Below are 18,427 nucleotides of genomic sequence, written 5' to 3'. Positions count from 1 at the left end.
TCGTTGGGAAAATGAAAATAGTAATAATTAATACATAATATAAAAAGGATTGGGCTTTTGAGTCCAATCCTTTTTTTGTTTTGCTGGAAACTACTGCACGAGAGCAATTGCCTTAGATTGGTGTTGTTACTCTTTTTTAATTTTTAACGATATCGTTTCCATAAGAATTATCTATGGAGCAAAGCCATGTTCCATCTTTAGTTTTGTTAAACACATATACGGCCTTACGTTCCGTTTCAGGTAGATTTGGTGCGGAGATAACAGTGTTCGCATGTACCAGAGCTGTGTCTCCAGATTCAAGAATAGTCATCCCATTCTGTTTTACTTGAAGTCCGTTTTTAAAATATTGGGCTATTGCTTCAAAAGCTTTGCGAATGGCATCCCTGCCTTGGACTGTTCTACCCGGTTCCACAACCAGTACTGCTGTTTCGGTGTAGATGTTTATTAATGTGTCAAAGTCTTCTGCTATTATTGCCTTATCAGCCTTTGCTATCTGTATCTCAACTGGATGTCTGTTCAATTTTATTTTCCTATGGTTAGAGTTTTTTTCTATAATAATTAGCCGCAAGTGCGTTTATTCTTTTCAGGTCGGTACCGCTTGCTGGCTAAGAATTAATTGCAGCGTATTTGTAAAAAATCAATTGCTCGAAATTATAAGTAAAAATTTTAGATCCCATTCTGCAATAGTTGTGGTTCATGTTTATTTACATGATAAATAAAATAATAATTTCTCTGAAAGCGCTATAGCCCTTCATTCAAATTTCTTTTCTGGCCTAAAAAATGCTTGATTTTAGCTAAGAAAGCTTTTGGATTGTGACCTTTTTAGGCTGCTGGATATAATTATTTGGAATGAATAATTATTATTAAATATGAGAAATTTTTATAAGCCGGTATTTTTTTCCGAGGGGAAAATGTTTCGGTGAAAAAGGTGCATAATCCCAAACGAACATACTTAATGGGAGAAACGATATGCAGAAAATTACATCTGCCTGTAGCCAGAAGATACTTTCTTTAACGAATTCATGGAAAGGTTCTGAACAGCAGAATGCTTCTCCATCTTTTTCTTCCTTGTTGTTTAGTCAGCCCATAGCAAATGCTGCTGATGGAGCAGATTTGTTTAGTAAGTTAGAACAAGACTCATGGCAGGGGATGGTCCAAAAGAGTGCCGATTGGGATGCCAGTGAGTTTCTGCATAATTTTTTTGAGATGCAAATGGCAGGGTACAACCATGGAGATTCAGGTAGCAGTGATGAAATCAGCGTCTCGTCTTCTTCGGGAACAACGGTGAGTCTCAAAATTCAACCTCCAGATATATTTGGAAATGATGCCGGAGTGGAGGATACATACTCTGCAACTGTAACTACCGTCAGTGGTTTGCAGTTTGATCTGGAGATTAGTGATGATGCTCGCATTACCGATACGGATGATGGTGGAGTATCAGTGACCTTTCGGGGCAGTGGTGAAGTTCATATTTATGATGCTTCTGGTAATAAGACTGTGCGCAAAGATTCCACGGATACATTTACTGGTACTGACAGGGACGATATTTTTATAAATTTACGTGGTTCAGAAGTTGATGGCGGAGCTGGTAACGATTCCATTATAAATTTTGCTGATAATGCGACTCTACGCGGTGGGGATGGTGATGATGAAATTATTCTAGCGCGGAGTGTTGCTGGAAATACTATAGCTACCGGTCCTGGCAATGACAGCTTGAGAGGACATGATATCACAGCTTCGCATGTTGATATGGGAGAAGGTGATAACTCTGTTGAATTTAACAACCTGGGTCAGGGCAGCTCTATGACCCTAGGTGATGGAAATAATAAAATTGATATAGGAAACGTCTGGAATGGCAGCTCTGTGAAAATAGGGAATGGAGATAACCAGTTGGATATCAGAGGTATTCGAAACAATAGTTCCGTGATTGCTGGTAGCGGAGATAATTTTTTGAAAACTAACGGTATCCACGCAAACAGTTCTATTCTCTTTGGCGACGGCAACAATGAAATTGATACTACAAGAGTGAGTGAAAACAGTTCCATAGCTATGGGCAACGGAAACAATGTTATGGATGCCGTATACGTTACGAAAAACAGTGCCATAAAATTTGGTGATGGAAATAATGAAATTGGCATTCAAAGTGTTAGTGACCAAAGTGCTGTGATTATCGGCAATGGAAATAATGAGATTGATACCGATAGTGTCTGGCAGGGTAGCTCAATGACGGTTGGAGACGGCAACAATAAAATTTCAACTGAGCTTATTAAAGATGAATGTTCAGTCACAATAGGTGATGGTAATAATCAGATTAAATCAAGGTCTGTCGATGATAGTAGTTCACTTACTATAGGGAATGGAAATAACGATTTGGATATTATAGGTGTTAAATATAACAGCTCTGTAACACTGGGGTCCGGTGACAATTTCATATCAATATATGATGTCTCAAGGCAGAGTGAAATAAACATTAACAATAAAAATAATCAGACCAATATTTCACGCATTAGATCAAGCATCATTAATGCCGGATCAGATAAGCGTTACTATAGCTTAGGACGATATATTAAAGCTTAGTTTTATAGTGTCGTTGCAATTTAATTTGTATTCTAAATAGTTGCCGTATTTTTATAATTTTTAAATGCTGACGGGCAAATGGAATCCTAACATTGAACATGCTTCATTTCTTAAGCGTTTAATAATTTGTCTTCGGGTACGAATGGTCGTTTCGGGGATAATATCCACTGAGGCGGTCCATCCAGGATTTGCGATATGGAGCGGATGCAGAAAAGCATCACCAACGATAAGAGTTGATTTGTTACCATCGTTCACCTCTACACCAATGTGGCCGGGAGTATGCCCCGGAGCAGCAAAGAGTTTTATATTCGGAGTGATTTTGAAGTCCATCGGAACAGCTTTAATTTTACTGGAATATCGCGTCAGAAATTGCTCGGCTGTGGTACGGATCATTTTCTTGATTTCATGAGGAATATTTATTTCATCAAGCTTAGGGTTGCTGCTCCAATAATTCAATTCAACTTCGGACAGCAGTAGGTTGGCATTAGGGAAGATCATCTTACTGTCATCAATAAGAAGTCCGGCAATGTGATCCGGGTGCAGGTGGGTGATAATAACTGTATCTATATCTTCATGGGTTACGCCCTCTTTTTTAAGATTGTTGTGAAGCTGGCCCGCCGTTGGAACCAGCTTCCCTGCACCTGTATCCACAAGAATTTTTTGTGCCCCATCCGTAATCAGAGTCGGAGTATAAGGACTTTTCCACTCTTTCCAATCATTGCTTCGAGCTGGAATATTTTTAATGTTTTCCGCACTGACTTTTGGGAAAAGGAGTTCCCGTGGTTCAGTATAAATATGATATCCGTCTGAAATCGGCAGAATTGATATCTTGCTTACCATAGCATTACTTAAACCGCGGTAATGGAAGGTTTCAGTGATTCAATCAGTCCTTTAACCTTTTCGGTAATGGAAGCCAGATCATTTTCATTTGGACGGTTACTGATATCTCCCAGCCTTCCTTCGGTATTATGGTGCTTGAGTTTTGGAACGTGATAGGCCCCGGGAATATACCACTCTGCGGCATTGGTTAAACCAAGATGGTCGAACAGTTGGCCCATATATTTAACCGCTGGGATGGCTTCATTGATACCGGTATGACTTCCGCCAAAGGTGCAGTAGACAGCATAATACTTACCGGACAAGCGCGGTGATCCCGGTTTAAAAAGGCCAGTCCCTCCAAACTCCTGCATGTTTTCCTTGGCGCGTTCACCTAGCCATTCAATCATCGCTTTTCCGGGTAGCCATGCGTAAACTCCAGATCCGATAAAAATTAAATCATACTCAAGGAGCTGCACGCTATCTGCTCCCGGCTTTGCTTGCATTGTTTTGACATCGCAACCGGCATCCTTTGCAGCTTTTTCAATCGTTTCCGCAACCTTTAATGTGTTTTGTGTCTGTGAATGGTAAAGATTCAGTACTTTCATGTGCTTCTCCTTTTTTTGTTTGTAGACCTAACAAAAATATTAAAAAAAATCAGTCCAACTTATATTTAAATATCACCACAGCTGAATTCTTCTGCAAGTTTACGCATTTCTTTAAAAGCGAAAGAAAATCTATTCAGAATGTCTTCAGCATCATCTCCGTACTTTTGAACAAACAGATCGAACATTCGCTGATGGTGCATCTCATGTCCTTTGAGAGCAACTTTTCCGGATTCTGTTAATATCAGCGGGACTGCTTTGGCGTTATCAGCTAGGGTTATTTTGCTGACGAGTCCTTTTCGAGATAATCTGTTAATGCGTTCAGATATAGTCGGTTTGGAGACAGCCATAAGTTCTGCAAGCTTTGTAACAGTGATCTCTGGATAATTTCCTATTGCTTCAATGGTATGAATTTCCGCAGGGTAAAGTCGCTGTCCTGTTCCGAAATCAACACCTCCCTTGTGTTGCGCATTGATAGTATCAACCAGATCCATCAAGGTACACTGTACCTCTTCAAAATTGTTTCTCAGTTTATTCATAAGAATTATTGTAAGTATACCTAACAAAAAGTCAAGACAAAATTTGAGATACACTTTTGTCATTCAATTAGGAGGGGTATAAAAGTCTCTATGACTCTAAAAAGTTTTTCTAGACGCGGGCTATTTTGTTGGATTTAGTCTTGCTCGTGGTGAGGATTCGTAAAGTCCGTGAGGTTTAAGAAAAGATGGGGATGGTTATAGTAAGAGCATTTTGTTAAACTATATTCAATCTAATATTATAATCGTATGGCCTAAAATAATTTTTAATTGAAGCAGTACCACAATAATCGAACCTGATGGTCGATATGGTAGGGGCTAAGTGTTGCAGAATATTTAAGCTATAAAAATTATCAAATGAGATACATTAGCTGGTATATATCTTAAAGTTATATGATGGCATTGTTGGTTTATTAAATTTTATGCATTTTAGCGCAATTAAAAACGGCATTTAATTTACTTAAATGCCGTTTTTAATTCATTAGGCCTTTTTGTAATAGTATGCCAAGCTGATTAAAACTATTCTGCTGAGCTATCTGTGCTTATTGCATTGAAGCCGCATTCGTCTTCGCAGGCTCCGCAATCAACACAGTTATCATTTATCTCATAATAGTTTTTTCTATCAGGGTGTACTATAGCATCAGCAGGACAGACGCTTTGACATGCTCCACAAAACTGACATTCCTCAGGGTCTATTTTATGCATATTTTCTCCTTTAACGTGATGATATTGATTAAATATGTTTTGTATTGTTGTAGCATTGTATTATTATGTCAATTAAAACATGCAATATATATTTTTTAGATGAAAATTATATACATTAGAAACTTTATAAGTATGTCTGATGCTAAAATTGTTAAACTACAAGACAAAAGTGTAGCTTGACTATAAGTAACTCTCCAATGTAAATGAATTTTATCGGCTAAGTCAGGCTAAACGTGCGTCTATTTTTCTGCGCACCAAAAGCCATACCTCTATTTTTGTTGCTTACAAGGGGCATAGTTATGTCTAAAAAAGAAGTTGAGCGTCTGCTTACCACAGGTGGAGAGAATAAAAAGGTAAAGGCTAAGTACAACGCCATTCCCTCTAAAGAAGCCTTTGTGGCAGCTGCTATTGAGGATGGTTACGATTTTACAATCGAAGAGTTGGACGAAGTGCTTAAAGAGTCTGGTGATGACTTCACAACGTTCGGCAACCCTCCTGCCCGTTCGATCTGGTGGGCCTAGAACTGTGTTTTGAGCATTGCTGGCTCTCATTTTCTACTTGAGAGCTAGCAATAACAATTTTTTGTATTAAGAACCCTGAATTGTTATAATATTTAAAAATCAGCCTGCTTTTTTCGCACCTGCCAAACAATAGCCTTCTGTTTATTCTGCCTGTCTGTATTTTTTCACATTGAGAGTCTTTAGCAGCTCGCCATAGCAAGTTTTTAAGTCTAAAATTCATTATATTTTTAGTTGAGGTCCTGAATTTGTAATATTCATCGAATTACGGGCTTAAAAACGTATATGCAGCTTTATTGTATTTTAATGCCGTGGCTAATGATCCCATCAGTTATCTAAATAACAACCCTCAATTCTACAAAATAATTATAGTGAACGAAGATGTCATTTCCTAATTTTATGAGGATTTAGCTAATTGTTTACTATGAGGGCATACTCAAACAAAATCGACATACGGAAATAGTTCACTGCATCCCAAAGGTGGTTAATTTTATTTTAAAAAATAATTTATCAGGTCTATTTTAGTAGTTAGCTACAATAATGAAGCTAAAAATTGATCATCAAATTTTTGCTGATTGGTCATCAAAATTGGTGGGTAAGGCTTCTGAAAATGCTTTACGGTCTTCGGGATGGTAGAGTGTCGTCCAAGCAAATATTGCTGTCCTGATATTTATTGCACTGATATTAATCTTGAAAGTTTGTGCTTTAAACATAATTAAAGCATACTACACTTAAAACGTGCCTCGATGTTTTTAATATTTTCAGGAGGTTGATCGTGGATTATTTTATGACTCTTTCGCCTGTAATGCAGGCTCTGATAGCGACCTTGTTTACATGGGGAGTGACTGCTCTTGGAGCAGCTGTGGTATTTATCGGTAAGGATATAAGCAAACGGACGCTGGATATAATGCTCGGTTTTGCCGCTGGGGTAATGATTGCTGCAAGTTACTGGTCGTTGCTTGCTCCGGCTATTGAAATGAGTGAGCACATGGGTGCTTTAAAATTTGTTCCGGCTGCGGTTGGATTTGTCATGGGGGCAGTCTTCTTAAGGTTGGTTGATAAATTTTTGCCGCACCTGCATATCAACGCTCCACGTTCGGAAGCTGAAGGAGTTGAAACCAGCTGGAACAGTTCTATTCTTCTGGTGCTTGCCATTACTTTGCATAATATCCCGGAAGGACTGGCTGTCGGCGTTGCCTTCGGAGCTGTCGGAGCAGGATATGATTCCGCCACCATCGGCGGTGCAATTGCGCTTGCAATGGGTATCGGTATTCAGAATTTTCCGGAAGGAACAGCAGTTTCAGTTCCACTTCGCCGAGCTGGTTTTTCAAGAATGAAAAGTTTTATTTACGGTCAGGGTTCAGGTCTTGTCGAGCCTATCGCCGGGGTTATCGGTGCGGCGGCAGTCATAATAGCTAGACCAATTTTACCCTATGCACTGGCATTTGCCGCAGGAGCTATGATTTTTGTTGTTGTCGAAGAAGTTATCCCGGAATCTCAGGCCTCCGGTTACGGAGATCAGGCAACCATGGGCTGTATTGTCGGTTTCGCAGTAATGATGATTCTCGATGTTGCGCTGGGGTAGGGTATATTACCGTAAAATTGAAAAGTCCTATGTGTATTGATCTCTCGGTGCCTATTGTGCTTTATTAACATTTGTAAGGGCTGGCATTCTAAAATTTACAGTTATTCCCTACGATGATTACTACCACTCTGGAATATTTCCTCCTCTATGCTAATTTTAGATTATATGTTACGGGATGTGTATAATTTCTAATTATGTGTTATTTCGTGACCTTAGCATATGCGTCTAATTGGTGAGTATTTTGCCTCCCCAATGATTGAGGTGGCTATTGACGGCTTATTGGCGGCGTTTTTAGATACCCAGATGAAAATACATTCAAGGAAGATTTTCAGAAATGAACATTCTTATTCTTGGGACATCAAAATCCGGAACAACAGTTGTTTCACAAGAGATTTTTCAGTCTCTCTCTGGAAAAGTGGAGTATATATTCGAGCCCACAACTGTTGAGCCTTTTGAAATTAAGCCTGAAGCGGCCCATACAGTGACCAAAATTGTCTTTGATCATTGGGTAAATAAAAAGCAGGAACTTGCTAAGATTATTAATAATGCTTTTCCTCTGAAATTCGATAAACGCATAATTATACATAGAGATCCTCGGGATGTTTGGATAAGTGTTCTTTTGTATTATCCTTTTGACTTGAAGCGCATGGTCACTGATAAAAGCCTGTTTGCATCCTGGATTAATTTTTTACAAAAAAAGGAGCAAAATCCGGCTTCGGTTTCTTTTCTCAGTATGTGTAATTTTTTTGATTCTCTTTTCCATGTGAACTTAACTAGCAGTATGTCGAAAGTGTCTTCATTTAATGGAGGTTTTTTTCCTTTCTGCAAAAGGATAGATGTACATCACCATATTTTGAAATATGAGGATTATATCACTGGTGATACCAAAGCTCTGTCCAACTATCTGAACATGGAACTTTCTGGAAACAGAACTGTGGACGACAAGTACGCCCATACTTTTAGAACAGGAACATTTAATAATTGGAAGCGTTACTTTACTACGGAAGATGTAGAATATTTCGGCAAGCAGCGTGCAGTTCTGCAAGGCCTCGGCTATACAGATTGGGAACTTTTACAAGTGGACCACATTCCTGAAAAAGAGCTTTCCGGGTATGTTAAATTACTTTTGGAAAAGTAGAAGTACCTTTTACTGTGTCGTACTGGTTATATGGTAGGAAGCATTATCTTTTTAAGCTTCTTGTTGGGGATATGTGTGTGGGGTGCAACTGGTTTACCTAGTATATTATTCCTACTACAAAATATCCATGATTGATCTTGGAGTGAGTTTCATGCAACAGTATTTGGACAATACAAAGTATATTAACTTTCATGATAAGGGTGTGGCAGACCTGTCAAAAAATCTCAGGGGATCTCACATTGATGATGAGGACATTGCTAAAAGGTGTTTCGAGTGGGTTCGAGACAATATCAGGCATAGTTATGATTATTCTATGAATCCAGTGACCTGCAAGGCTTCCGATGTCCTTCGTTATGGGACGGGGTATTGTTATGCTAAAAGTCACCTTCTTGTGGCTATCCTCAGGGCTTGTAATATTCCTGCCGGACTTTGCTATCAGCGTTTAAGTCTTAAAGGTGATGGAGCCCCATTTTGTCTGCATGGTCTTGTTGCGCTATATTTAAAAAAGCATGGCTGGTATCGGGTTGATCCTCGTGGCAATAAAATAGGTATAGACGCTCAATTTAAAGTTCCGATTGAGCAACTAGCCTTTACAACTTTATTAAAAGAAGAAGCTGATTTACCTGAAATCTGGCCCGATCCTCATCCTTTAGTTGTTAAAGTCTTGGAAACTTATAGTACTTATGATGCCGTGTATGAAAATTTACCTGATATTGAGCTTGTTTACTTATGATGTGTGTAAAAATATTCTTTTAGTTCTGCGGCCATTATAGCCTGTTCCTTAGATATTTCTGGCAAAATCACTCCGAATTCTTCTCCACCTAATCGTCCGAATAAATCCGTTGCCCTTTAATCAATTAGAAATTTAAACTGAGCCTTAAATTTGTTTTTATTCAGCTCAAATATCGTTTTTTCACAGTCGGAATCAAGTAGAAACCATCCTAGTAAAATACTTTGAATGTACAATCTTTACCCATAAGCAGATAGTAAACAAGTCATGGAGCATGCCTTCAATGCTTTAGCCTTAGTCGGCTAATTCGGTATGTGATTTGATGTATCCTCCATACAGGGTACGTAAAACTGTTACAGTAAATTTGAATCAGGCTTGCTTGGCCTGTTCTGTTATGTTGATCAGGTGTATATCTTTAAGAGCCTGTTTTCTGGTATGCGAATAGAGCATCTGAGACAGTGGATTGCAATGGATTGCCATAAAGATTCTCCTTCAAATTTTGGTGATAAAATTTGGTGGGTATCCTGTGGGCGAGGGGGGATGCCAAGCTTAAATGTTATTATGGTGGTGAGGTGTTGGTTATAATTTGAAGTATGGCTACACTAGACAATTAATATGGTAACGGTGTAATAAGTATTATACACTAAGTTTAAATTTATGATGTCTTTCATGAGGGATTTATGAAAAAGTTACTATTAACTTGTTTTGTTTTTTTGTTTTTTGCAAATTGCGTATTAGCGACATCTGTAGAAAGTGAAATAAGAGCTTTTGCCAAAAGAGAATATCCCAATGACATACAAATGCAAGAATATGTTTATAAAAAACAGATTGTAGCTTATAATTACCTAAGGAGTGTTCGAGATATTGAAATCTTTGATATTGCTAAGAGAGAACATCCGTATGACTATACAATGCAAAAATATGAATATGACAAACAAGTAGCTGCAAAAAAATATATGAAAACAACACGTGACCAGGAAGTTAAGGTATTCTCAGTTAGAGAACATCCGTATGACTACACAATGCAAAAATATGAATATGATAAACAAGTAGCTGCAAAAAATTATATGAAAACAACACGTGACGAAGAAGTTAAGGGAATATCATTTAGAGAACATCCGTATGACTATACAATGCAAAAATATGAATATGATAAACAAGTAGCTGCAAAAAATTATATGTCACAAATTCCAAATAATGCAGCAAAAAATAAAGCAGTCCGTAAATATCCACATGACTATGCAATGCAAAAGTATATTTATGTTAAAAATGCATACTGAATAAAAATATATTCAGCCAGTTATCTTTGATGCTAGATAAAAACGAGTGACCTAAAACAGATCATAAAAATAGGCATTATTATTTGGGGCTATCTATCAGATATATTTAATCCTGTGAAGCATCGACAAGATTTCTATGGCAATGTTTACAGACGATTGCTTGTTTTTTGATTGTTTCAGCGCAATATGGACAGTCTATATAATCACCACCAGCTTTGGCTGGTACTAAGTACACAGCGATTACACCCAAAGGACAAAACAGTAATCCAATAAAAAACCAAACAAATCCACTACGACCTTTAGCTTTAGCTACTTTTGATGACCATATGGCTGGAATAAAATAAAGTAATAGAGCGAAAAGAGCTTTGAGTTCAGGTCCACCTATGCCAAACATTAAGAAATCCTAATAGATTAAGGTTGGATGTTTCGTTTTCGCATTTCCATTAAAACATTACGTCTGACACGGGTTAAATTATTAATTTGTCCTTTATAGTATCCAGATACAGCACCATCACCAACTGCCTGTCCAGTAGCTTCTGCTTGCGAAAATGTGACACGGTGAGGAGTGCTATGAACTGAATCTAAGTCTCGATCTAAATCTGCTATAGCATCATTAAGTTCATAATAAAACTCAACTAACTGATCATTTGTCATATTATGCATGTCTTGGCTTTTAGATTTTAATGCTAGAGTTGAACATCCAAAGAGAGATATTATTAGTAATAAGCAAGCCAAAAATATTATTTTTTTCACTTTTACCTCTAGGGAATATGTGTGGTGGTTTTACTGAAAAAATAATAAATCTATATACAAAAAAAGGTCAACATCTAAACGAATGAGATTGAAGTGCAAAAATGTTTTTTTACCAAAGAAAATTTATGAATGACTACAAGGTTCCATCGGAATAAGTTCGTTGGCTCATGTAATCTTGAGTTTTAATTGTGTGCATTCCTTGATACCCACCGCAGTAACACACCCCGAATGTACAATCTTTATCCATCTCCCGGAACGATAACTCCGTAAGATACTAAGGTTTCTATTACTTTCGCCAAAGGCAACCCAACTACGTTGGAGTATGAGCCTCTGACTTCTTTTACCAGAAAGGCTCCCTTTCCCTGAATCGCATAGGCTCCTGCTTTGTCGTATGATTCTCCAGTTGCTACATAGGCTTCTATAATTTTTGTATCACAGTTGATGAAATCAACTTCTGTTATCGCATGGAATTTATTTATTTCTCCGTCAGGCGTTATGATTGCGCATCCGGTTATAACTTTATGTGTTTTCCCCAGTAATGAGGAAACCATTCTGAGGGCATCATTTTTATCTGTGGGTTTTCCTAGAATATTTTGACCTTCAACCACGACAGTATCCGCACCCAGAACATAGTTTCCGGGCATTTGCGAGAAAATGCTTTCAGCTTTGGCTTGAGCTAGGCTCTTGGCATATTCTTCGGGGAGCTGACCTTGTTGCGGTTCCGGTTCTGCTTCTGTGGAAGGGTGGATTGTGAAGACTATTCCAGTGTTTTCCAGCAGTTCTTTCCTTCTTGGTGAACCGGAAGCTAGGATGAAAGGTTTCATTGTCTTAAATATCATATAGTTGTCACCTTTAATTATTCATGTGTTTTTGTATTTCGATAAGTAGATTATTTGTCTCCATGGAACAACTGTAAATTCTCGGGAATTTCTTATCATTTTTTTGACGCTTTCTTTAGATTTCCACTCTTATTAAACCAAAAAATATAGTTATTAACTAAAGTTATCGTGCATGGCACATGCTTTGCTGTATGATTGTCAATAACATCAAACAGCATACAGGTTGTGCGGAGAATATGATGCGTGATGATAAATTTTTAGAAGAACTCGGCCTTGCAGAACTGGATTCATCTGAATCTTCTTCTGGCGGTATAAATGACTGGTCAGTGCCATGGTCTGACTTGATGATGGTTATGTTTGTTCTTTTTGTTGTGCTGTTTATTTACAGCCAGTCCAAAGAGAACATTAAAGTCATATTCAGCGGTAACGCTGAAAGTGGTGTCTCGAGCAGTCCCGTGGACAGTCTTATTGACAGTATTTCCATGCATAGAGCCGGGGCTTCACCGGACAGCAAGGTTGAGCTTCCTCCACAGCAATCGCTCTTTCGCAGTAGTTCCGGTGCGGTCAGCGTAAATACAGGTGATGACGGTGAAGTAAAAATCGTCATGCGCGGCGATACTTTTTTTGCACCCGGAAAAGTTGAACTCGATGGTATCTCACGCAAGTATCTTGATGAAATAGTTGGCATTCTGGAAACTAATCGACACGCTATACATGTCATTGGTCATTGTGATGACACTGATATTTCAAAAATCGGACGAACCGCAGCATTTGAGCTTTCAGCAGATCGGGCTGCAAAGGTTGCTGAATATTTAATAGGATTCGGGGGAATTGACCCCGGACGGTTTATGGTGAGCGGCAGGGGGGCCACAAAGCCGGAGTTACCGTCAGCTGTTCAGAAAGTGTCAGGAAACAACCGTAGGGTGGAAATATATATTTTAAATACCGGAAACAAAGATTCTTAGAGGAGACCGGCTATGAATAAAAAGAATTTAATTGGAATATTGGCAGCAGGTCTGGTTTTCGCCGGTAGTTTCTGGATTAGCGGCGGGCTGGCTATGTATTGGAATTTTGCCGCACTCGCCATTGTCCTTTCCGGTGTGGCTGCTTCCTTATTGCTCAGTTATCCTTATGAAGAGATTGCCTCCGCAGTTAAAACAGCCAAAGTATGCTATGCTGACGAGGAAATTAGTCGTGATGAGGTTGTGAGCAGCCTGATAGGTTTAAGCGTTAAATCCAGAATGGATGGAATGCTTTCCCTTGAGAAGGCCGGAAAGGAAACAGAGTTACCATTTCTTAAAAATGCGTTGATGCTGCTTGTTGATAATTTTGATGAAAAAGAAATTAAAGACTGCCTCAAGACGGAAATGTCCTTTTTGTATATGCGCAGAATGGGTTGTGAAAGGATTTTCAACACAATGGCCAGATTTGCTCCGGCATTCGGTGTGGCCGGATCGGTTATAGGTCTTATTGGGTTGTTGATGGGTATAGAAAATCCTCAAGTGATATTAAAACATATCCCAATTGCTTTTATTTCAACTCTTTATGGTGTAATATTAAGCAATATGATTTTTGCTCCGATTGCTGAAAATATCAGGCACAGGACCAGAAATGAGCTTATAAACCAAAAAATGATTCTTGAAGGAATTCTGGCCATTAAGCAGGAACAGAATCCTTTTAAACTGGAGCGCAAGCTTATTGCTTTCCTTAGTCCTGAGGATCGTGAGCAGAAATCTGAAGAACTCAGAAAGCTGACCAGACGTTACATAAAAATGAAAAAGAAAGAGAAAGCTGAGAAGGATACAATCCTGCATGAGGTTCCACTGGTTAAGGCCTCATAGTCAATAGCTGTATCTTTTTAAATTTAGTAAAAGCGGCATCTGAATTTCAGGTGCCGCTTTTTGTGTCATACCTGTGAAAGATGACCTTTAGTTGATGCGCTTGAAAAAAATCTGGTGTACTTTTAAATTATAAATAAACAAATTTATATTAAGCAATGCGGGTAGGGGATGAAAAAAATTTTTGTAGTTGATATCGGCGGCACAAACAGCAGATTTGCTGTCTTTGAAGCCGAGAATGATGGGGATCTGCACTTAAAAGATAGTTTGTGGCTTTCAAGCCTTGCGGTTCAATCGTTCGACGAACTTCTTCTTGAATTGAAATCTAAGAATTTCCCCTGTTCCGGGGGTGACTTTGATGCTCTGGTTATTGCCATAGCCGGGCCGGTAAAAAATGAGGCCGTCTGCAAAGCCACAAATCTGGATTGGGGAGTGGATACAATTGTTAATAAAAATTATGGCTTCGCCACGGCAATTGTAATTAATGATTTTGTGGCACAGGCTTATGCCTGTAGAACTGCTGCCGTTGAAAATATAAAGTCCGTGCAGGATGCGGAAGTGGATTATTCCGGTGCTGTAGGTGTTGTCGGAGCCGGAACAGGCCTTGGGCATTGTGCGCTGGTTCCGGTCTCAAACGGTGGATATATTGCAGTACCTTCGGAGGCTGGGCATGCTTCATTTGCTTTTGAAGGTAAAGATGAAATTGATTTTGGAAAATTTATACGCATCAAAAAAAATATTTCATATTGTTATGGAGACGTTGTGCTGACCGGAACAGGACTCCAGCTTCTTCATCTTTTTTTAACCGGAGAGGATTTATCCCCTAAAGAAATCGGTCTAAAAATGGCGGCCGGCGGTGAAACGCTGGAATGGTATTCAAGACTTTATGCCAGAAGTTGCCGGAATTACGCTTTGTCCGTGATGTCCACAGGAGGACTTTTTATCTCCGGAGGAATTGCGGCTAAAAATCCTTATGTATGTGAGCATCCCGAATTTTTAAAAGAGTTCAGGAACGCTGAAAAAATGTATGACTTCTTATGCACTATTCCTGTATTTTTAAACGATAACCAGAACAGTGGAGTTTATGGTGCGGCTTATAGAGGCTACCTAAGGCTCTGCCGTGGTTTGTGATTATGTCATTTGACTATGATCTTGGAATTATCGGTGCTGGGGCGGCCGGCCTGACTGCTGCCGCAGGGGCTGCAAAGCTTGGAGTTAAGACTCTTCTTATTAATAAAGAGGAGCAGCTTGGCAGAGACTGTCTTCACGGTGGATGTGTCCCCAGTAAAACTTTGATAGCAACGGCTAATGCCCGAAAGTTGATTACTGAGGCCCATAAGTTGGGCCTGCCGGAAGTTGAGCAGTTACCCGTTGATTTCAACGCCGTCAGGCAGAGAATTTCAGATGTTATCGGAAAAATACAGCTGCATGATTCAGTGGAAAGGTTCACCTCTCTTGGGGTGGATGTGTTTGCCGGAAATGCTTCTTTTTTGGACAGGAATAATGTGCAGGTTGAAAATAAGACGTTCAGTTCTGCAAAATGGCTGATTGCAACAGGAAGCTCTCCGAAAATTCCCAGTATACCCGGTCTGGAAAATATATCGTATAATACTGCTTCAGACATGTTCTTTCTAAATAAACTGCCACAGCATCTTTTGATCCTTGGTGGCGGTCCTGTTGCTGTTGAAATGGCGCAGTCTTTTGTGCGTCTTGGCAGCAAAGTTTCAGTTATTCAGCGCAGCAGGCAGATACTGAGCAGGGAAGATGAGGACATTGCCGGGATGGTTGGTGATATTCTTGTCTCAGAAGGTGTTGATTTACACTTGGATTCAAATATTGAACTTGTACGCAGTTCCGGGCAGCTGGTTGAAGTTATTATAAAAAAAACTGCCGGGCTTGAAGTTATTTCTGGAGATTCTCTGCTTGTAGCAATGGGCAGAACTGCAAACACTTCCGGACTTGGGCTGGATAATGCCGGAGTGCGTTTTTCGAGCAGCGGGGTAGACACTGATAGTTACATGAGAACATCCAGCAGGAATATATATGCTGCCGGTGATGTTGTCGGTAAGCACATGTTCACTCATGCCGCGGGGTATGAAGCAGGAATTGTCATAGCGAATGCTGTTTTCAGGATTCCACGAAAAGTTAATTATCATTGGATGCCAAGGTGCACCTATTGTGAACCGGAGCTGTCCTGCATCGGATACAATGAAAAAATGGCCGGAGTAGACGGACTGAAATATCGAGTTATAACAGAAGATTTTTTATCGAATGACAGGGCCGTAACAGAAGGTCGCAATGAAGGAATAATAAAGCTTCTGCTAGGGCGCAGGGGTAAAGTTTTAGGTGTCCAGATTCTTGGGCATCACGCAGGAGAACTGCTTGGAGAATGGATTTCATCCTTAAATGGCAAGGTTGGTCTTTCAACTCTTGCCGGGGCAATCCATCCGTATCCTACTTATTCTGAAATCAATAAGAAAATTGCCGGTGTTTTACCGGGCGAGAAAATTTTCTCGCCCGGTATCCGTAAAATTTTAAAGTTGTTATTTTCCTACAGGGGCAGATAATTCTTCACTTCTTGTTCCAAGGTGTGCCGCAAAGAATTTTTCCATAGTCCGATAAAAATCAAACCTGTTTTCTTCGTTGTGGAAGCCATGCCCTTCATTTTTTTTGACCATGTATTTTACTTTGATTCCCTGTTTTTTTAGAGCGTTGACTATCTGATCTGCTTCATCCTTTTTTACTCTGGGGTCTTTTGCTCCCTGTGCTATGAAAAGTGGAGCCTTGATTTTATCGGCATGAAAAACAGGTGATACTTTTCGTAAAAGTTTTTTATCTATCACCGGGTTACCGATCATTTCGTACATTTGAATTCTTGCCGGTTCCCAATAGGGAGGAATAGTCTGGAGCAGGGTGAATAGATTTGATGGTCCCACATAATCAACTCCGCAGGCATAAAGATCCGGGGTGAAAGCTAGTCCTGCAAGAGTTGCATACCCACCGTATGAAGCCCCGTAGATAGCGACACGTTTAGGGTCGGCAATTCCTTTCTTGATAAGCCAGTGCGCTGCGTCGGTCAGGTCATCCTGCATTTTCAGACCCCACTGCTTGAAGCCGGCTTTCCAGAAATTTTTACCATATCCTGTAGAGCCTCGGTAGTTGACCTGCATAACGGCCATTCCACGGTTGGCAAGAAACTGTACTTCGGGGTTGAATCCCCACATGTCTCTGGCACTGGGACCGCCGTGAGGCAGAATTACCACAGGAATATTTTTGCGGCTGCCATATAGCGGCAATGTAAGGTAACCATGAATTTTGAGACCGTCACGGGCATCAAAAGAAACTGGCTGCATGTCAGACATCATCTTTTCGTTAATCCAAGGGCTGACATCAGCTATCTTTGTCAGTTTCATGGAAGGATAATCCAGAAGGTATGCTGCACCGTGGCTTTTATCGGAATAAGTCCTGACAATATAACGATTTTCATCACGATTGCGAGAGGTTAGGACTACGCTGTATCCTTTAAGCTTCTTTTCCAGAAAATTTTGTATGTCTTCCCTTTTTTTATCAAACAGCACCAGATGCATTTTGTCGGTATAATATCCTGCTCCGGTTATGACTTTCCTTTTTTTTGAGCGAAGCAGGATGTCCGCATCTACATCCGGGTGTTCAAAAATAAGGTGCTCAAGCTTTGCTGTATCTGGGTTAAAAAGATAGATTGCGGTCTTATCACGACCGATGTTTGTTGAGACATATAAATCCTTGTTGTCGAAGCTGAAAAAGATGGGATCAAAAGATGTTTTAAAGTCCGTTTTGATTATTGGTTTGAATTTTTCATTTTCGTTTTTTCTGTAAAGAATAACATTGTTTGTACCCTCAATTGCAATTGCTATTCTTACCCGGCCGTCATTATCTGTCATCCAGCCACTGATGTTGCCGGGATTTTTGGCAACCATTTTTATTTTACCGTTCAACACGTTGACCTTGTATACGTCAAATATTCTGGGATCTCTTTTGTTCATTTCAATAAGAATATGACTGTCGTCGTTTTCAAGATCATCAACCAGTCCGGTTCTGGTATTCTTGAAAGGAGTCAGGTCTTTTGTTTCAGATCCGTCAATCGCCGCGCAGAAGGTATGAAAATTTTCATCTCCGCCGAAATCTCTTGCATAGGCAATGTGCTTGTTTCCGACCCAGTAATAACCGGAAATATCTCTATTGGTGCTGGATGTTATTCTATGTGCTTTGCTCTCTCCAAGAGTTTTAACAAATATATTCATCCGTGATTTCCACGGGGCAAGCCATGCTATGGTGCTTCCGTCAGGTGAGATGGTAAATGCTGCTTTACCCGGATTTTTAAAAAATGTTTTCAGGGGAATTATCGGTACATTTTCTTTTGGGGTTTCTGTGGCTGTATTTTGTCCAGCACATGATGTCAGCAGGACAAGTAAAAGCAGTAGCATTCCTGTATAAGCAGGTTGATAGAAGTCTTTTTTATTTGTCATTT

19 protein-coding genes and 1 pseudogene are annotated in these 18,427 nt (G+C 39.6%); 10 read left to right on the top strand and 10 right to left on the bottom strand.

Annotation, left to right across the window (positions count from 1 at the left end; genetic code table 11):
* Positions 1-136: 136 nt before the first annotated feature.
* Entirely contained in the window at positions 137-520 is a 384-nt protein-coding gene (locus G496_RS0103960) for a YybH family protein (protein ID WP_027178140.1), read from the bottom strand.
* A 449-nt stretch (positions 521-969) separates the two neighbouring features.
* On the opposite strand from G496_RS0103960, the gene G496_RS0103955 reads away from it, so the two are divergent.
* Entirely contained in the window at positions 970-2,577 is a 1,608-nt protein-coding gene (locus G496_RS0103955) for an autotransporter outer membrane beta-barrel domain-containing protein (RefSeq protein WP_027178139.1), read from the top strand.
* Between the two features lie 60 nt (positions 2,578-2,637).
* Here the strand turns inward: G496_RS0103955 and G496_RS0103950 are convergent, their stop codons facing one another.
* The 4 genes from G496_RS0103950 to G496_RS0103935 form a co-directional block, all read right to left on the bottom strand.
* Positions 2,638-3,417 carry an MBL fold metallo-hydrolase gene (locus G496_RS0103950; RefSeq protein WP_027178138.1) on the bottom strand — a complete coding sequence of 260 codons (780 nt, stop codon included), beginning with the start codon at positions 3,415-3,417 and terminating at the stop codon, positions 2,638-2,640.
* A gap of 8 nt (positions 3,418-3,425) precedes the next feature.
* Positions 3,426-4,001: a flavodoxin family protein gene (locus tag G496_RS0103945; RefSeq protein WP_027178137.1), complete on the bottom strand. Its 576-nt coding sequence runs from the start codon at positions 3,999-4,001 to the stop codon at positions 3,426-3,428.
* A gap of 65 nt (positions 4,002-4,066) precedes the next feature.
* Complete coding sequence (locus G496_RS18755) at positions 4,067-4,492, bottom strand: MarR family transcriptional regulator (RefSeq protein WP_169725730.1); 426 nt, start codon at positions 4,490-4,492, stop codon at positions 4,067-4,069.
* Positions 4,493-5,053: 561 nt separating this feature from the next.
* The gene (locus tag G496_RS0103935; protein ID WP_281171249.1) at positions 5,054-5,275 is read right to left on the bottom strand and encodes a ferredoxin family protein; all 222 of its coding nucleotides are present in this window, start codon (positions 5,273-5,275) and stop codon (positions 5,054-5,056) included.
* A 197-nt stretch (positions 5,276-5,472) separates the two neighbouring features.
* Here G496_RS0103935 and G496_RS0103930 point away from each other — a divergent pair, with 197 nt between their 5' ends.
* The 4 genes from G496_RS0103930 to G496_RS0103915 all read left to right on the top strand — a co-directional run bounded on the left by G496_RS0103930 (position 5,473) and on the right by G496_RS0103915 (position 9,213).
* Positions 5,473-5,760 carry a Nif11-like leader peptide family natural product precursor gene (locus tag G496_RS0103930; RefSeq protein ID WP_245577859.1) on the top strand — a complete coding sequence of 96 codons (288 nt, stop codon included), beginning with the start codon at positions 5,473-5,475 and terminating at the stop codon, positions 5,758-5,760.
* Positions 5,761-6,532: 772 nt separating this feature from the next.
* Positions 6,533-7,342: a ZIP family metal transporter gene (locus tag G496_RS0103925; RefSeq protein ID WP_027178134.1), complete on the top strand. Its 810-nt coding sequence runs from the start codon at positions 6,533-6,535 to the stop codon at positions 7,340-7,342.
* A gap of 334 nt (positions 7,343-7,676) precedes the next feature.
* Complete coding sequence (locus tag G496_RS0103920; protein ID WP_027178133.1) at positions 7,677-8,480, top strand: sulfotransferase family protein; 804 nt, start codon at positions 7,677-7,679, stop codon at positions 8,478-8,480.
* 151 nt (positions 8,481-8,631) lie between these two features.
* Complete coding sequence (locus tag G496_RS0103915; RefSeq protein ID WP_027178132.1) at positions 8,632-9,213, top strand: transglutaminase-like domain-containing protein; 582 nt, start codon at positions 8,632-8,634, stop codon at positions 9,211-9,213.
* Here G496_RS0103915 and G496_RS21615 read toward each other — a convergent pair.
* Positions 9,204-9,317, bottom strand: a pseudogene (locus G496_RS21615) (hypothetical protein); the annotation flags it as partial. The gene G496_RS0103915 and the pseudogene G496_RS21615 sit on opposite strands and share 10 nt — an antisense overlap.
* A gap of 573 nt (positions 9,318-9,890) precedes the next feature.
* Here G496_RS21615 and G496_RS0103905 point away from each other — a divergent pair.
* Positions 9,891-10,490, top strand: a complete 600-nt coding sequence (locus G496_RS0103905; RefSeq protein ID WP_027178131.1) for a hypothetical protein — start codon at positions 9,891-9,893, stop codon at positions 10,488-10,490.
* A 106-nt stretch (positions 10,491-10,596) separates the two neighbouring features.
* On the opposite strand, the gene G496_RS18750 is transcribed toward G496_RS0103905, so the two are convergent.
* From G496_RS18750 to G496_RS0103890, 3 genes are all read right to left on the bottom strand, one after another.
* Complete coding sequence (locus G496_RS18750) at positions 10,597-10,884, bottom strand: hypothetical protein (RefSeq protein ID WP_051294815.1); 288 nt, start codon at positions 10,882-10,884, stop codon at positions 10,597-10,599.
* 17 nt (positions 10,885-10,901) lie between these two features.
* A complete protein-coding gene (locus G496_RS0103895; RefSeq protein WP_027178130.1) occupies positions 10,902-11,243 on the bottom strand; it encodes a hypothetical protein in 342 nt (113 codons plus the stop codon).
* 239 nt (positions 11,244-11,482) lie between these two features.
* Positions 11,483-12,082, bottom strand: coding sequence for a Maf family protein (locus G496_RS0103890; RefSeq protein ID WP_027178129.1), 600 nt, complete (start codon positions 12,080-12,082; stop codon positions 11,483-11,485).
* 239 nt (positions 12,083-12,321) lie between these two features.
* Here G496_RS0103890 and G496_RS0103885 point away from each other — a divergent pair, with 239 nt between their 5' ends.
* The 4 genes from G496_RS0103885 to G496_RS0103870 all read left to right on the top strand — a co-directional run bounded on the left by G496_RS0103885 (position 12,322) and on the right by G496_RS0103870 (position 16,487).
* Positions 12,322-13,047 (top strand): OmpA/MotB family protein, encoded by a 726-nt coding sequence (locus G496_RS0103885; RefSeq protein WP_027178128.1) that lies wholly within the window; start codon positions 12,322-12,324, stop codon positions 13,045-13,047.
* 12 nt (positions 13,048-13,059) lie between these two features.
* Positions 13,060-13,923: a motility protein A gene (locus G496_RS0103880; protein WP_027178127.1), complete on the top strand. Its 864-nt coding sequence runs from the start codon at positions 13,060-13,062 to the stop codon at positions 13,921-13,923.
* Between the two features lie 168 nt (positions 13,924-14,091).
* Entirely contained in the window at positions 14,092-15,051 is a 960-nt protein-coding gene (locus G496_RS0103875; RefSeq protein ID WP_027178126.1) for a glucokinase, read from the top strand.
* Positions 15,052-15,053: 2 nt separating this feature from the next.
* Positions 15,054-16,487, top strand: coding sequence for an FAD-dependent oxidoreductase (locus G496_RS0103870; RefSeq protein WP_034632294.1), 1,434 nt, complete (start codon positions 15,054-15,056; stop codon positions 16,485-16,487).
* Here G496_RS0103870 and G496_RS0103865 read toward each other — a convergent pair.
* Entirely contained in the window at positions 16,464-18,425 is a 1,962-nt protein-coding gene (locus G496_RS0103865) for a S9 family peptidase (RefSeq protein WP_051294814.1), read from the bottom strand. The two genes, G496_RS0103870 and G496_RS0103865, sit on opposite strands and share 24 nt — an antisense overlap.
* Positions 18,426-18,427: the final 2 nt, after the last annotated feature.

The sequence above is a fragment of the Maridesulfovibrio bastinii DSM 16055 genome (assembly GCF_000429985.1).
Taxonomy (GTDB): domain Bacteria; phylum Desulfobacterota; class Desulfovibrionia; order Desulfovibrionales; family Desulfovibrionaceae; genus Maridesulfovibrio; species Maridesulfovibrio bastinii.
This window is presented reverse-complemented; position numbering and strand designations above follow the sequence as displayed.

What these genes read in the sequence shown, in the direction of transcription:
- G496_RS0103955 (WP_027178139.1), top strand. Translation starts at nt 970, where the DNA reads ATGCAGAAAATTACATCTGCCTGTAGCCAGAAGATACTTTCTTTAACG.
- G496_RS0103865 (WP_051294814.1), bottom strand. Translation starts at nt 18,425, where the DNA reads ATGACAAATAAAAAAGACTTCTATCAACCTGCTTATACAGGAATGCTA.
- G496_RS0103890 (WP_027178129.1), bottom strand. Translation starts at nt 12,082, where the DNA reads ATGATATTTAAGACAATGAAACCTTTCATCCTAGCTTCCGGTTCACCA.
- G496_RS0103885 (WP_027178128.1), top strand. Translation starts at nt 12,322, where the DNA reads ATGCGTGATGATAAATTTTTAGAAGAACTCGGCCTTGCAGAACTGGAT.
- G496_RS18750 (WP_051294815.1), bottom strand. Translation starts at nt 10,884, where the DNA reads ATGTTTGGCATAGGTGGACCTGAACTCAAAGCTCTTTTCGCTCTATTA.
- G496_RS0103915 (WP_027178132.1), top strand. Translation starts at nt 8,632, where the DNA reads ATGCAACAGTATTTGGACAATACAAAGTATATTAACTTTCATGATAAG.
- G496_RS0103880 (WP_027178127.1), top strand. Translation starts at nt 13,060, where the DNA reads ATGAATAAAAAGAATTTAATTGGAATATTGGCAGCAGGTCTGGTTTTC.
- G496_RS0103920 (WP_027178133.1), top strand. Translation starts at nt 7,677, where the DNA reads ATGAACATTCTTATTCTTGGGACATCAAAATCCGGAACAACAGTTGTT.
- G496_RS0103905 (WP_027178131.1), top strand. Translation starts at nt 9,891, where the DNA reads ATGAAAAAGTTACTATTAACTTGTTTTGTTTTTTTGTTTTTTGCAAAT.
- G496_RS18755 (WP_169725730.1), bottom strand. Translation starts at nt 4,492, where the DNA reads ATGGATCTGGTTGATACTATCAATGCGCAACACAAGGGAGGTGTTGAT.
- G496_RS0103945 (WP_027178137.1), bottom strand. Translation starts at nt 4,001, where the DNA reads ATGAAAGTACTGAATCTTTACCATTCACAGACACAAAACACATTAAAG.
- G496_RS0103950 (WP_027178138.1), bottom strand. Translation starts at nt 3,417, where the DNA reads ATGGTAAGCAAGATATCAATTCTGCCGATTTCAGACGGATATCATATT.
- G496_RS0103870 (WP_034632294.1), top strand. Translation starts at nt 15,054, where the DNA reads ATGTCATTTGACTATGATCTTGGAATTATCGGTGCTGGGGCGGCCGGC.
- G496_RS0103875 (WP_027178126.1), top strand. Translation starts at nt 14,092, where the DNA reads ATGAAAAAAATTTTTGTAGTTGATATCGGCGGCACAAACAGCAGATTT.